Annotated in this window: 11 protein-coding genes and 1 riboswitch; of the genes, 7 read left to right on the forward strand and 4 right to left on the reverse strand. The window is 37.6% G+C overall.

Annotated elements, in window-relative coordinates; genetic code table 11:
* Window positions 1–173 precede the first annotated feature (173 nt).
* Window positions 174–1,205: an LLM class flavin-dependent oxidoreductase gene (locus BLO34_RS04205; protein WP_090752896.1), complete on the forward strand. Its 1,032-nt coding sequence runs from the start codon at window positions 174–176 to the stop codon at window positions 1,203–1,205.
* A 76-nt stretch (window positions 1,206–1,281) separates the two neighbouring features.
* On the opposite strand, the gene BLO34_RS04210 is transcribed toward BLO34_RS04205, so the two are convergent.
* A complete protein-coding gene (locus BLO34_RS04210) occupies window positions 1,282–2,010 on the reverse strand; it encodes an arylesterase (RefSeq protein ID WP_231959558.1) in 729 nt (242 codons plus the stop codon).
* 186 nt (window positions 2,011–2,196) lie between these two features.
* Between BLO34_RS04210 and BLO34_RS04215 the strand changes: the two genes are divergently transcribed.
* The 4 genes from BLO34_RS04215 to BLO34_RS04230 all read left to right on the forward strand — a co-directional run bounded on the left by BLO34_RS04215 (window position 2,197) and on the right by BLO34_RS04230 (window position 7,197).
* Window positions 2,197–2,886, forward strand: coding sequence for an ABC transporter ATP-binding protein (locus tag BLO34_RS04215; RefSeq protein WP_090752900.1), 690 nt, complete (start codon window positions 2,197–2,199; stop codon window positions 2,884–2,886).
* Window positions 2,887–2,933: 47 nt separating this feature from the next.
* Window positions 2,934–5,426, forward strand: coding sequence for an ABC transporter permease (locus tag BLO34_RS04220; protein ID WP_090752901.1), 2,493 nt, complete (start codon window positions 2,934–2,936; stop codon window positions 5,424–5,426).
* A gap of 19 nt (window positions 5,427–5,445) precedes the next feature.
* The gene (locus BLO34_RS04225; protein ID WP_231959559.1) at window positions 5,446–6,231 is read left to right on the forward strand and encodes a class I SAM-dependent methyltransferase; all 786 of its coding nucleotides are present in this window, start codon (window positions 5,446–5,448) and stop codon (window positions 6,229–6,231) included.
* 156 nt (window positions 6,232–6,387) lie between these two features.
* Entirely contained in the window at window positions 6,388–7,197 is an 810-nt protein-coding gene (locus BLO34_RS04230; RefSeq protein WP_090752903.1) for a hypothetical protein, read from the forward strand.
* Between the two features lie 454 nt (window positions 7,198–7,651).
* Here the strand turns inward: BLO34_RS04230 and BLO34_RS04235 are convergent, their stop codons facing one another.
* Complete coding sequence (locus BLO34_RS04235; RefSeq protein ID WP_090752905.1) at window positions 7,652–8,209, reverse strand: DUF4494 domain-containing protein; 558 nt, start codon at window positions 8,207–8,209, stop codon at window positions 7,652–7,654.
* 318 nt (window positions 8,210–8,527) lie between these two features.
* Here BLO34_RS04235 and BLO34_RS14665 point away from each other — a divergent pair, with 318 nt between their 5' ends.
* Window positions 8,528–8,665, forward strand: coding sequence for a hypothetical protein (locus BLO34_RS14665; protein WP_172823936.1), 138 nt, complete (start codon window positions 8,528–8,530; stop codon window positions 8,663–8,665).
* Between the two features lie 284 nt (window positions 8,666–8,949).
* On the forward strand, window positions 8,950–12,072 hold the full coding sequence (locus BLO34_RS04245; protein WP_090752909.1) for an SIR2 family protein: 3,123 nt from the start codon (window positions 8,950–8,952) through the stop codon (window positions 12,070–12,072).
* Between the two features lie 315 nt (window positions 12,073–12,387).
* On the opposite strand, the gene BLO34_RS04250 is transcribed toward BLO34_RS04245, so the two are convergent.
* Window positions 12,388–13,020 carry a thiamine phosphate synthase gene (locus BLO34_RS04250; protein WP_090752910.1) on the reverse strand — a complete coding sequence of 211 codons (633 nt, stop codon included), beginning with the start codon at window positions 13,018–13,020 and terminating at the stop codon, window positions 12,388–12,390.
* Window positions 13,021–13,114: 94 nt separating this feature from the next.
* The gene (locus tag BLO34_RS04255; protein ID WP_090752912.1) at window positions 13,115–14,425 is read right to left on the reverse strand and encodes a Na+/H+ antiporter NhaC family protein; all 1,311 of its coding nucleotides are present in this window, start codon (window positions 14,423–14,425) and stop codon (window positions 13,115–13,117) included.
* A 45-nt stretch (window positions 14,426–14,470) separates the two neighbouring features.
* A riboswitch (SAM-I-IV-variant riboswitch) is annotated at window positions 14,471–14,567 on the reverse strand.
* Window positions 14,568–14,572 lie beyond the last annotated feature (5 nt).

Genomic DNA, 14,572 nt, shown 5'->3' on the forward strand with positions numbered 1-14,572 from the left:
ATGAATCCCGATGCAGGTCGGGATTTTTTTTAAGCGTAAGTATCGATTGGGATTTTTATAGGAGTACATGGTGTTTAGCTAACTCATGTTTTATTCTTTTACCAAATTGTTATAGCGATTAAGTCTAGTTGTCAGGTTGGGTATCGTGGTATAGGATTTGAATCTTAATCTGTATGAAAGAGAAAGAAACAAGTTATTCCATACTTGATCTTGCTTTGGTATCGCAGGATCAATCAACTCAACAGACCTACCACAATACATTAGCGATTGCCCAAAATGCAGAGGAGAATGGCTACAAGCGTTACTGGCTAGCAGAACATCATAATGCACCCAACATTGGAAGTAGCGCCACATCCATTTTGATGGGTTACCTCGCCGAAAACACAAAAACGATAAGAATAGGTTCAGGCGGTATTATGCTGCCCAATCATTCACCACTAATTATAGCAGAGCAGTTCGGGACATTGGGAGCTTTGTATCCCAATAGAATTGACTTAGGTCTAGGACGCGCGCCAGGAACTGATCGTGAAACCGCGCAAGCCATTCGTTCTGATTTTATGCAGGCGGCACAATCATTCCCATCAGAACTAGATAAACTAGAGCGATATTTCACTAAAGAAAATGCAGCCTCTAGAGTTCGTGCAACGGTAGCAGAAGGTGTTGATGTACCACTTTACATTTTAGGATCCAGTACGGACAGCGCCCATCTGGCTGCAGCAAAAGGGTTGCCTTATGCTTTTGCAAGTCATTTTGCAACCACGCACTTGTTTGATGCCCTTAGAATCTATCGAGAAGAGTTCCAGCCTTCAAATGTTTTGGATCAACCTTATGTAATGGCAGGAGTGAACATTATCATCGCAGATACAGATGAGGAAGCCCAAGCATTGTCTACTTCTTTAATCAAGATGATTTTAGGAATCTTCACTGGTAAAAGAGATTTTGTACAACGACCAGTTGCCATGAACGAAGAAATGGAACAAGTTCTACAACATCCTCAAATTCATCAAATGCTAAAGTATTCCTTCATAGGCAGTAAGGAAACGGTGAAGAAGCAAGTAAGAGAATTCTTGGATAAAACCCAAGCAGATGAATTAATTGCTGTTTGTAATATCTATGATGTAAAGGACAAGATTAAATCTTATAGTCTATTTGCTGAGATCATGAAAGAGTTGGCTGTAGAGAAAGATACAGTTAGTGTGGGATAAAGACTGATTTATAACGCTTTCGCGAAAGCGAGATAAACAATCACTTCACTATAATTATCGAGTAGTTGCGTGGTCTCTATGGATTGGTAATCACGCCTTCCAAAACGTCCCAAACATTTTGCGCCACGATTTTGTGACCTTCTACCGTTGGATGTATGCCATCATTCTGATTGAGTGATGGAATACCACCAACATCTTCTAAAATGAACGGAATGAGTTCAATATCGTTTTCATCAGCTAGATCTGTGAAAATGGATTTGAATTCGCTCGTGTAATCTTGTCCCATATTAGGTGGTAATTGCATTCCTGCAAGTATGATTTTAATATCGGCATCCTTTTCTTGAACGGCATCGATGATCGCTTGTAAATTGTTTCTGGTTTCAGAGAGTGCAACGCCTCGCAATCCATCATTAGCACCCAACTCCAAAACAAAAACATCGATTTCTTGATTTAAAATCCATTCAATACGACTACGCCCACCAGCGGTAGTTTCACCACTAACGCCAGAATTCACTACTTGATAATCCAATTCCAGCGAATCAATTTTAGTTTGAATCACACCAGGAAAAGCATCGTTGGTATCATCTAGACCATATCCAGCGGTAATACTATCGCCAAAAAACAGAATCGTTTTATCACCAGAATTGGAGGTTTCTTCAGTTTCCTCTATTGTGGTTTGAACTTTATTTGTTGCTTCAGTAGGAGTGTCATTCTTACAAGAGAAGAGCGACAAAGCAAATAGAAAATAACAAAAGTTTAATAGGTTGCGTCGGCTATAAATTGCTCTGTTTAAAAGGGTTTCCATAGATTTAGATTTGAGCATAAGATTAGCGGTAAATATTAAAAATTTTTCATGTCAAAGATATTAAGCCTATCCTAGATCCTTTCCATTAGAAAGTACTTTTCTAATCCTATGAAATTAGATTTGGCTTTAAATTTTAATTAATTCAACTGAAACATAAAACCTTTGCTCTGAAATTCAAATTATAATATGAGTATCATTTTAAAAATAAATAACCTAGAGAAAACATATACTAGTGGTTCCAAGCAATTGACGGTATTAAAAGATGTTTCCTTTGAGGTAGAAAAAGGTCAGACTTTTTCCATCGTCGGTCCGTCGGGTAGTGGTAAGACTACGTTATTGGGATTATGTGCAGGACTTGACCAACCTAACGCGGGAACGGTAGAACTTTGTGGCCATAATCTTAATGAATTGAACCAGGACGAGCGCGCGCAATTACGCAATAAAGAAGTTGGCTTCATTTTTCAGAATTTTCAATTGCTGCCAACACTTACCGCATTAGAAAATGTGAGCGTTCCTTTGGAATTGCAAGGTGACAAGAAAGCGAGTTCTAGAGCTAGCGAACTTTTGCAAAAAGTAGGTTTGGGAGATCGATTGGATCATTACCCATCACAATTATCTGGTGGCGAGCAACAGCGTGTGGCACTCGCACGAGCCTTTTCAAATAGGCCATCCATCTTGTTTGCAGATGAACCTACAGGTAATCTGGATGAAGAAACTGGAGAGAAAGTAATCAAACTGCTTTTTGATTTGAATAAAGATGCTGGTACTACGCTCGTGATTATTTCGCACGATCTGGATCTTGCCGCAAGAACCCAACAAATCTTGAGACTGAAAGGTGGCCAAATATTAACCAACGAACCTACTGCAGTAATTTGAGTACTTCTAAACTTACATCAACCTTGAGATTAGGTTGGCTATTTAAAATGGCATGGCGTGATGCTAAAGCTAGTAAAGCAAGGCTTTTCTTGTTCATGGCGTCCATTATTCTGGGTATCGCAGCGGTGGTTTCCATCCAGCTGTTCTCGCAAAACCTAACGGATAACATCCAGCGCCAATCCAAATCCCTCATGGGAGCAGATTTCATTATCGATAGCGATGATATTCCCAACGAGCGAGCGCAAACGATTATCGACTCGTTACAACCAGACGCTAAGGAAGTCACTTTCGTTTCCATGATTGCCTTCCCAAAAAACGGCGGCACAAAATTAGTCGACGTTCGCGGTATTGAAGGAAAGTTTCCCTTCTACGGTACGATAGAAACGATCCCGTCAACTGCAGGCGATGTTTACCAAACCAGCGGCGGAGCGTTAGTAGATGCCACACTCATGCTGCAGTATAATATCAAGCCAGGCGATTCCATCAAGATTGGAGAATTGACCTTGCCTATTGCAGGTTCATTAAAATCAATTCCAGGAAGTGAAGGAATTTCTACATCTGTGGCGCCACCAGTGGTGATTCCGTTCGAATATATTGAAGCGACAGAATTGCTACAATTTGGTAGCCGTAAGGAATATCAATTCTTTTTCAATCAGCCGGATGCTGATTTGAATACATTGGAAAATATCATCGAGCCTAAACTCGACATAGAAGATGCAGATCTTGACACACATACCAGTACCAGTAGAAGGTTGGGCAGGCGTTATGAGAATGTCGGTTCCTATCTCAATCTGGCAGCCTTTATCGCGCTGTTATTGGGATGTGTTGGTATTGCGAGTTCAGTCAATATTTATATTAAAGAAAAATTGAGCGCTGTTGCAGTATTAAAATGCATGGGCGCATCTAGAAAGCAGAGTTTCTTAATATATCTCATTCAGATTGCTGGAATAGGGATTTTGGGTGGTTTGATAGGTACGGCGATAGGAGTTGGATTACAATACGCTTTCCCGTTTATCTTGAGTGAATTTCTGCCTTTTGAACTCGAGATTAGCATAACCGCGCAACCCTTGATTATGGGTGTTTCGTTGGGACTTTTTATGTCGGTATTGTTTGCCTTGTTACCATTAATGCGCACTTGGTTTGTATCGCCGTTGGAAGTATTGCGAGTAACCGATAAATCCTCACAGCAATCCAATACGGCGCGCATCGCAGTAGCAGGATTAATTGTCCTGTCGCTATATTTATTCTCGTTTTGGTTATTGAAAGACTGGTTATTTGCACTAGCCTTTGTCGGCGGTGTGTTGGTGACGTTTGCGATTTTGGCGGGAATCGCAATAGGAGCCATGCGATTGGTAAAAACCTATTTCCCCAAAGGCGCTGGATTTACCACCAGACAAAGTCTGCTTAATCTGTTCCGTCCCAACAACCAAACCCTGGTTTTATTAGTTGCCATAGGTTTAGGAACATTCTTGGTCAGCACGTTGTATTTTACTAAAGACATTCTTCTAGGTAAAACCGACATAGGGCAAACCTCTCAAAGAGCAAACATTATTGCGCTTGACGTACAACCAGATCAACTGGATGATGTGGTAGCCACGTTTGATCAGAACGAGTTGCCAGTGCTGGATAACATACCACTAGTGACGATGCGCATGCATAAGATTAAGGATAAATTAGTCAGTGAGTTGCGTGTGGACACGACAAGACAAATACGTGGTTGGATTCTCAACCATGAGTTTAGAACGACCTATCGTGACAGCTTGATACCGTCAGAAGAAATTATTGCTGGACAATGGATGCCGCAACAAAATCCTGGTGAGCGTATCAACATTTCGATATCTGACAATTTAGCGGCAGATGCTGCGATTACCGTAGGTGATCCAGTCACACTCAACGTACAAGGCGTGCTGATGGAAACTGTTGTGGGAAGTATAAGAAAAGTGGATTGGGCTAATCTCCAGATCAATTTCTCAATTGTTTTCCCAAGCGGTGTGTTGGAAGATGCACCACAATTCAATGTGTTGACCAGCTATGCACCAACTGAAGAGGAATCTGCAGGATTGCAACGGGAACTGGTCAGGAAATTCCCTAATATTTCAATCATTGATCTTAGACAAGTATTTACGGTGGTAGAGGACATTCTGGACAAAGTATCGTGGGTCATCAACTTCATGGCATTCTTCAGCATCCTGACGGGAATCATCGTTTTAATAGGATCTGTGCGCACCAGTAAATACCAGCGCATCAAGGAAAGTGTGTTGCTGCGCACCTTAGGCGCAAAAAACAAGCAAATTCTCAAAATCACGGCACTGGAATACCTGTTTCTGGGAATTTTAGGAAGTCTGGTAGGAATTCTATTGGCATTAGTCAGCAGTTTACTGCTCGCATTGTTGGTATTCAAAGAACCGTTTATTCCGTCTGCGGTACCATTTATAGTGTTTCTGCCAGTGATATCAATTTTGGTATTGGCTATAGGATTAAGCAACATACGCAGCGTATTGAGCAGTTCGCCGTTGGAAGTATTGCGCAAGGCCGCTTAATAGAAATTGAATTTTTGATATGAAGTTAGAAAAGAGTAGAAAAGTTGAAAGTTATATCGCTTTCGCGAAAGCGAGAACGTTTACAATCCTTGCTTTATTCTTCATTTTCATGGCGCCGCTACAAAGCTGCAACAGCCAGAAAAAAGAAGCAGAAAGTGTTGAAAACAACGAAGTGTACACCTATAAATCAGGTGATTACAATGGAATAGGGAAGTGGTACCTAGGACGCGAGATCGCCCACGTCATGGGATTTCAAGGCATGGAATGGTTGAACCGACCTGAACGTGAGCAGGAAGAAAACGTGAGTACTTTGTTGGAAAACATGGAAATCGAGAGCGACGACGTGATTGCCGACATAGGCGCAGGATCTGGCTACCACGTGTTCAAAATGGCGCCTAAAGCCAGTAAGGGAAAAGTCTATGCGGTGGACATTCAAGAAGAAATGCTGGCAGAAATGAAAAGACAAAAAGAGCTAAGAAAAACCACAAATGTGGAACTGATAAAAGGCAGCGAGCAAAGCGTGAACTTGCCAGAAGACACCATTGATAAAGTCTTGATGGTTGATGTGTATCACGAGTTTAATTATCCATTAGAGATGATGTTGTCGATCAAGAAGTCTTTAAAACCCGATGGAAAAGTCTATTTGATTGAATACCGTGGCGAGGATCCTGCCATTCCCATCAAAACCATTCACAAAATGACCGAAGCTCAATCTGTTAAGGAAATGGAAGCTGCTGGGTTCAGTCTCGTTGAAAACATCGACAACTTGCCCTGGCAACATTGTATGGTGTTTAGTTTAAAATAATATATCTAATATCACCCGTTTACCCCATTGAAGTTTTAAAATTCCGTTTAAAGGTATTTAAAAGGCGTAAAAACGTGATTTACTGTGAAGTTGTGACTAATTTTTTTTTTATTCATTATTGCGATGTTACCTTGCAGACAACAGCAATAAATACAAATGAAAATTAATATAGTTTTTTTCCTTTCGCTAGCTTCATGTTACCTCACTTTTGCCCAAGTAGGTGTAGGTACAATTAATCCTAAAAGTGACCTGCATATATCCAAAACAGAAGCTGACGGCGGTTCTATACAAATCGATGGAGGAATAAGATTAGGAGGTGATTCAACAACACAAGGGAGCAAAGGGACCCTAGGTCAAGTGCTTGTTAGTAAAGGCCCTTTGAGTGGTGCCGAATGGATTTCTTTAGGGAAAGCAGGAGAATATTTTACAGATTGTGAGGTACCTAATCAGATTGCTTCCATAAATGTAAATATTCCAGATGGCAGTAATAGAAATGTAGTAAATGTTCAAAGTAACCAGATTGCAACAGCTTTAAATAGCTTGCCAGATGGTGGTATTATTGTTTTAAGGACTAATGCATCAACAGTGTATAATAATGTAACGACATTCATTACCGTTGAGCTTCCAGTAGCGACCAACTTTTTAAATAAACCATTTGTTCTTGCTTTTGACGGTCCTGTAAACACAAATAATTTTGTCAATGATAATAAAAATCTTCAAATTGTTGTGAAAGCTACAGAAGCTGACTCGATGATGTATGAATTTGACTTAGGCTCTACGATACCTAAAGTATTTATCAAGGAATTTGATACAGATAATATTCATGATTTATCAGAGTTAAATAATGACTCTGGAATTAGACAAAATATTCTCATCTATAATTCAGCTACCATTAAGGCCGTTAATACAAAAACTTGGGCCTTTATTACTCCTGAATGCTATGTTCAAAATCCAACCTACAACTAGAAAGACTAGAATAGAACGCGCACCAATTTATTTTACCGTAAATTCCATAGGTGAATTGAAACAATAAATTGTTTGCTCGCTTTTGCGAAAGAATGCAACTTTAATATAGTTGCTTTAAAGAACTATTAACTGATAAATTAGAAGGACTACCGCAATTCTTGAACTAAGGAAACATGGGGTAGTTGTCACTCGTTAGTTAATTTGAAACTGGCATTCATTTCTCGCGATGTGATGATTCCTAGGATACTGGCATCCAAAAATTTATCACATCTCTTGAAGTAAGGCAGGCATAATCTAACAGAAGATTGTACACACCCCTTCCAAACTATAATACTTTACAAGAAGCCGATTCCTGTAGGTTTAATAATCAACAACGATCATTATAATCCAGAAGGAGTGAAATCTACTTGGGGTGTTAAGTTGAGGACAAATCCTATTAATTTGTGATCAGTAATCAATCTACCGCCGCAAGAGAATCTTCCATTTCTAGAACTTCATCGGTTTCATTAGAAACTCGTTTAGAATCCCTAAGGGCTGTAAAGTTTTTTAAACGTTCTACATCTTCTTCTTCACCAGTAAAGTATGGGAAAACATCCATTATGGGTGACTCTGCAATAGATGGGATGGAATATTCACCCATCGTGTCTGCCATAGCACTTACTGTATTTTCATAAGCTTCTTTCACATCGTTTGCTTGTACCAGAAAATAGATATTGGTCTTGCGTTTCTTGCCACTTTCCTCATCCACAGCGATAAGCGAAATCTTTGATTTAAACCAGCGGTCTGAGTTTTCAAAAGGATGGATCTCGGCATAATTAGCGATTTTGATGTTAGTAATTTTGATCTCTTCGCTATCGCTTAAATAAGCCGCCATTTCCTCTGTAATTCTGCTTTCGGCTTCTGTATAAGATATCGCATCTACCAGAAAAGGCTCTGTTTTCATTTTATGACTCGCCGTGGCCTCATCAAATTTTTTATATTTTACTTTACACTCGTACCAGATTGCGCTCATCTATTATTTTTTAGGACGGCAAATATAGAGTGGTGGACAAGCTTAGGCTTGTGAATTTGTAGCTAGATATTCACAATGGCTAACGGTAATTCGTAGTTACTTTAAGCTGAAAGGATTAGAAGATGGATGGTTTTTTTCGCTTTCGCGAAAGGGAGTATAGAAGAGTTTTATGCGGTACTTTAAAGAGTCGGAAATTTAGATTTTGATGATGGCTGTTTACTTCATATTATGGGAAACCATAACGGAAGTTCTTTGCGTTATAATAATTTTAAAATACAGGTGTCGATACATATTATAAAGACTTTAAAAACCACAATTATGAAAGTAGAAGCTATTAAACTAGGTCCAAAACCTAAGAAACCAGATGTAACCCCAGACAGGAGAAGACGAGTAAATGCACCAAATAAGCCAAAACATCCTGATCTTAAACCTCATAAGCATGAGCCTGGTGATTAAACATTTCCATTAATTAGTCAAAAGTAGTTTCTTTATCACGATGATCCATTTGAAGCTGATTTGATATTATTTACTCGGATTAATGGGTTTTTTGTTTTTTCTGCAAATGTTGTGGTGGATGGTGAAGCTTTGTTTATTTCTTAGGTTTGAGTGCTATAAGATGTTAATGGGATATATTTTTTATCAAGACAATTAATGATTACCGTCAACTCATTGAAGCTATAATTATTAATTTACTCTATCTTGTTTCATTTCAACAATAATTAAATAATAGTCAGAATTAAATGACGAATACTACCATACCAAAAGCTTTATTAGACCAAATTAAGGAAGGAAAATGTGTACTCTTTTTAGGAGCTGGAGCTTCCTTCGATGCAAAGCATCCTGATGGAGAAAATCCACCTAGTGGTCAACAATTATCTGATTTAATCGCGTTAAAATTTTTAGGAAAAGAATATTTAGGGAGTGATTTACAATATGTTTCAGAGTTAGCTATAAGCGAAACAGATCTAGGAACAGTTCAAAAATTTATTGCAGACATTTTCAAAAAATTCACTCCTGGAAAGCATCATTTAAGATTACCTCTTTATAATTGGCATTCAATTTTCACGACTAATTATGACCTAATTATTGAAAGTGCCTATGATAAAGTGCCTTCACGGCAACAAGTGTTGGCTACATTTATTAAGAACGGAGAAAAAGTTCAAGATAAAATGAGCATCACCAATTCAGTAATGTATAGTAAACTTCACGGTTCGATTACTGACCTAAACGATATTGAATTACCTTTAATTCTGACTGCGGATCAGTACATTGACCATAGAAAAAATAGGGATAGACTATTCGATAGATTAAAGGAGGCATCCTACGAATATCCAATTTTGTTTGTCGGATTCAGTTTTGCAGATCATGATATCAGATACACTTTAAAAGAATTGAACAATCTCGGTATGGCAAGACCGAGATCATATATGATCGGTCCCCATATAACCGATGCGGAGGCAAGATTTTGGGATTCAAAAAAAATCTCATCGATCAAATGCTCTTTTGCAGAATTTATCAAGAATCTAGATGATAATATCACTGAAAATGAACGCCTATTAAGCACATTAGTAAAGGAAGATTTTGGTCATCCAATCACGAGAAAATTTCAATCTGATGCTCAAGAACCGTCCGACCGACTTATTGAGTTTTTAGAACGTGACTCTGAGTATGTGCATAAAAACTTAGCAGCAAAAGATACTGATCCAAAAGTTTTTTACAAGGGATACTTTGAAAACTGGGATCCGATCATCAAAAATTTTGATGTCGAAAGAAAACTCACCGATTCAATATTATTAGAAATATTCTTAGTGGAGGAAGAAGATAGATTTACTAATGAAGAATTTTTCTTACTTAAAGGTAATGCAGGATCTGGCAAGACTATATTGATGCATAGATTGGCTTGGGAAGCGGCAATTGCTTATGACAAGCTTTGTATTTTTTATAAGTCAGATATCTCTCTTGAGTATAATCGAATTTCTGAATTATATCAACTATCAAAAGAACGAATTTTTCTTTTTGTAGATGGCATCGCTGATAGAGTAGATGAGATTGAATATATCTTGAAAAAATCTAAAAAAGACGAAATAAAGCTAACTCTGATTTGTTCTGAAAGGACTAATGTTTGGAATGTTGAAGGAGATCGTTTATACCCGTTCGTTGTTAGGGAATATGAACTAGAATACCTAAATGACTCTGAGATCGATGGTCTCTTAAAACTTTTACAAAAACATAAATCATTAGGGTATTTATCAGGCAAACCGATTGATGAACAAAGAGAGGCTTTATCGCATAGATCCGGTCGTGAGTTATTAGTAGCACTTTACGAAGCTACTGCCGGAAAGCCTTTTGCTGACATCGTAATGAATGAATATAAGTCAATACCAAGTGAAGAAGCAAAACTATTGTACTTGTCTATATGTGTTTTTCATAGAATTGGTGCTTATGCTAGAGCAGGAATAATATCACGCTTACATGAAATTAGTTTTTCTTATTTTAAAGAAAAATTATTTGATCCGCTGGAATCTGTTGTCTATAATCACCGAAATTATGTCATAAACGACTATGTATTCACCACAAGACATCAGCACATCGCTGAATTAGTTTTTGAACAAGTTCTTGTTGATCAAGAATCACGATATGAAACTTATCTAAAAATAATATCTAAGCTTGATGTAGATTATGAAAGTGATCGTCAGGTTTTCATAGCTCTAACCAATGCAAAAAAACTAATGGACTCCTTTAAGGATCCTGAAAAAATTAGAGATATCTATTCTGTAGCATACAACAATGTGGGAGAGCAAGCACCATTGCTACAACAAGAATCCATTTTTGAAATGAATGCGCATTCAGGTAATCTAGATAAGGCAGAATCCTTACTGAAAAAAGCCCATGAAATTGAGCCTAAAAACGGATTTATTGCCCATTCAAAAGCAGAATTTCTATTAAGAAAAGCAGAAAAATCTTCTCAAAAACTAATCATTAAAAATAATCTTGCAATGGCTCGTGAGATATGTAAAGAAATTATAAGTAATAGAAGAAATAAAAATATATCACATGGATATCACACATTACTAAAAATCAATATTTACGAACTTAAAAAGCTATTAGAAGAAGAGGATGACAACTCATTGTTAATAGATGACAAAATAAAGGAGTTCGAAAAAATCTTAACTAAATCCACTTCTTTATATCCAAATGAAAGTTTCTTATTTGATGCGGAAGCAAGTTTCAATAATTTAGTTGAAAATATACCAAAGGCATTAGCATCTCTGACCACCGCATTTGAAAAGAATAAAAGAAGTCCTTATTTAGCCAAACGTTTAGCTAAGTATCACATCGATAATGAAAATGATTTAAACTCTGCAATTGTGGTTATTAAAGAGTCGTTAGATCTTAATGTGAACAATAAAGATTTAAATTTTCAATATGCCAAACTAATAATGAAGTTAGATCCTGAAAATTATGTGGAACATAAACACTATTTGCGTAAATCATTTACTAAACATGATAAAATGTATGTTGCTCAGTTCTGGTATGCTAGAACTTTATATTTATTGAAGGATAGTGAAAATTCAGAATACTTTGATTTTTTGAGATTAGCACCGATTGATAATAGAATTAAAAAGCAAATAAGCGGTATTGTCACCGAAGGATTAGAAGATGTAATATTTGAGGGGACTATAATTAAACTAGAGAATTATTTTGGTTTTATAAAGCAGGATTTTAACGGCGAAAGAATATATTTTGCTAGAGATAAAAAACATTTACACTTACGTTTTAATATGCGTGTAAAATTTAAAAAAGGATTTACTTATAATGGACCTGTTGCTTTGCTAGAAATAGAGAATGAAACTGATACTTGATTTTATGAGTACTGTGGATTAAAAAATTCGATTATTTAATAGAGAATACTGTAAAACATGACTTCCAAAAAACTTGAGTTTTCTGGAAGTCATGTTTTAATTTTTACTTTAGGTGTTGCTTAAGTATTGAATATTAGCAATCTTTTAAAAATTTGATTTCCCGACTCAATTCTCTTTATCTTCTCACCTTATTATTACCATTTCAAAATAGGCTATGACTATTTCATCATCGGTTTTTTGTTTCTACAACTGTGATCAGAGATTTGTCGACTAAACCATAAATCATGATGAGTACAATAAAATAATTTACAATTTCTAAAAACTATGTCTCATCTCCTGAGTAGAAGAGGCATTCAACAATTGGTGGTAGGTCTTGATCAAATTGAAATCGGCAGTGAGTTCTTGTGAAAGGGCAAGTCCAGAAATACCAGTTGAGATAATGTTTTTTACATCGTTGGTAGTAATGCTGCCAGAACCTATCAAAGGTGTTTCGGTTTGTAACGCTTCCGCAATAGCGGTATAGCCATTAAGTCCCAAAGCTTTATTTAGTGAAGTATCAGAAGTTTTAAAAGGGCCTAAAACAATGTAATCCACTTCGTTTGCAATCAGTTGCTCGCAATCTTGCAGCGTGTGTGCGCCAGCTCCAATAGTCTGCCATGGGAATAATTGTTTTCTCACTAGAGTAGGAGCAGCATCTGTTTTATCTAGAAAGACGCCATCTGCTTTGATGGTTTTGGCAAGTTGATAATGGCTATTGATAATAAGCCTCGTTTGAAAATGTGAGGTGATCTCCAGCACATCTGCGGCCAAGGTTGCCAGAGCTGCTTTTTTGATATGACGCATGTCTAACTGTACCAGTTCAATCCCAGCACTACAGGCTTTTTGGATATTTTCCAGATGCTCTTGAGGGGTTTTGGCGTTTGATACGTAATGAAGTTTGGGGATCATAAATTTTAATCTAAGTAACACAGCGGCGTCATTAATTGGACCTCGCTTATAAATAGTGAATCAACAAAGTTACCGAATCGCTAGGCGTCCTGATTTAAATAGCTGCCGCCGTTTTAGGTGTATTGAAAACAATGAACAAAATGGTAGTGATAAATAGTAACAGTAAATACCAAGTGTTGGAGACCAAATCAAGGTAGTTGATCTTCTCATTAGACAAACTTAAAATCATCAACACCTGAGCACCGTAAGGAAGTAATCCTTGAAAAATACAAGCAAAAATATCCAGAATAGAAGCTGTTTTCTTGTTATCCAAATGGTACTCATCATTTATAGTTTTGGCAATAGGACCTGTGATAATAATAGATACCGTATTATTTGCAATGGCTAGATTGACAGTGCTCACAAGAGATGCAATTCCCAATTGCGCCGATTTTTGACTGGAAATGAGCTTTTTGATTTTGATCAGAATAAATTCGATTCCGCCATTTGCAGCTACTAAGGCAGCTAGACCACCAGTGAGCAACGAGAGTAAAAAGATCTCGGTCATTCCTGTAAAGCCTTCATAAGCGATTTTGGTAGATTCAAGTATGGTAAAATCACCATAAGCAATGCCTAGAATAGCTGCACTAATAAAGCCTAAAAGCAGTGTGATAAATACATTGACTCCAAGCACCGATAGTGCGATCACCAAAATATAGGGAAGAATCTTAAGTATCGAATATTCGTAAACGATGGCTTCTGCAGTTGCAGACTCCAGATCCAAACCTTGAACGACTAAAATGGCAATCGTTACCAACGCGGCAGGAAGCGCTATTTTAATGTTCTCTTTAAACTTGTCACTCATCTTACAACCCAATGATTGCGTGGCAGCAATCGTAGTGTCTGAAATCACAGAAAGGTTATCTCCAAACATACTGCCACCTAGCAAAGCGCCACAAAGAATTGCAAGGTCTGCGCTGCTCTTATCTGCAAAGCCAACCACGATAGGTGCTAGCGCTACAATAGCACCAACAGATGTTCCGGTAGAAACCGATAGGAATGCAGCAATTACAAATATGCCGACATAGATATATTGAACGGCGATAAAATCGAGTCCTATATTGACGATGGCATCCACGCTGCCAGTAGCATTAGTGATAGCTGCGAACGCACCAGCCAATAGATAAATAAGACACATAGTCAAAATTTTATCATCGCCACAACCCCTTAATAAGGTTTGAATTTTTGATTCAATCGTCTGGCGGAACATCAGGAACGCCACGATGATACCGGCAATTACAGCAATTGGTGCCGGTAGTGCGTAAAAATCGTTTTGATATATTCCAACGCCTAGAAAAGTGAAAACGAAAACGAAAAGCGGTATAAGCGCTGAAAATTTAGGGGTAACTATAGTTTTTTGATCCATATCTTATATTCAGATAAGGGAAACAGCAACCTAGCAATAGAAGTATGAGTTAACATTTTTTCCAAAAACTTGGCTTATCTATTCAGCACCTTGCTTGTTATTGCAGGTTGCTATCTCCCTTTTGAGATTCTTGATAATTAATTTGCG

This window comes from Nonlabens sp. Hel1_33_55, from assembly GCF_900101765.1.
Lineage (GTDB): Bacteria > Bacteroidota > Bacteroidia > Flavobacteriales > Flavobacteriaceae > Nonlabens.

Bases quoted from the DNA above. Each gene is read 5' to 3' on its own strand.
- BLO34_RS04205 (WP_090752896.1), top strand. From the start codon at position 174: ATGAAAGAGAAAGAAACAAGTTATTCCATACTTGATCTTGCTTTGGTA.
- BLO34_RS04245 (WP_090752909.1), top strand. From the start codon at position 8,950: ATGACGAATACTACCATACCAAAAGCTTTATTAGACCAAATTAAGGAA.
- BLO34_RS04255 (WP_090752912.1), bottom strand. From the start codon at position 14,425: ATGGATCAAAAAACTATAGTTACCCCTAAATTTTCAGCGCTTATACCG.
- BLO34_RS04215 (WP_090752900.1), top strand. From the start codon at position 2,197: ATGAGTATCATTTTAAAAATAAATAACCTAGAGAAAACATATACTAGT.
- BLO34_RS04250 (WP_090752910.1), bottom strand. From the start codon at position 13,020: ATGATCCCCAAACTTCATTACGTATCAAACGCCAAAACCCCTCAAGAG.
- BLO34_RS04235 (WP_090752905.1), bottom strand. From the start codon at position 8,209: ATGAGCGCAATCTGGTACGAGTGTAAAGTAAAATATAAAAAATTTGAT.
- BLO34_RS04225 (WP_231959559.1), top strand. From the start codon at position 5,446: ATGAAGTTAGAAAAGAGTAGAAAAGTTGAAAGTTATATCGCTTTCGCG.
- BLO34_RS14665 (WP_172823936.1), top strand. From the start codon at position 8,528: ATGAAAGTAGAAGCTATTAAACTAGGTCCAAAACCTAAGAAACCAGAT.
- BLO34_RS04230 (WP_090752903.1), top strand. From the start codon at position 6,388: ATGAAAATTAATATAGTTTTTTTCCTTTCGCTAGCTTCATGTTACCTC.
- BLO34_RS04210 (WP_231959558.1), bottom strand. From the start codon at position 2,010: ATGGAAACCCTTTTAAACAGAGCAATTTATAGCCGACGCAACCTATTA.
- BLO34_RS04220 (WP_090752901.1), top strand. From the start codon at position 2,934: ATGGCATGGCGTGATGCTAAAGCTAGTAAAGCAAGGCTTTTCTTGTTC.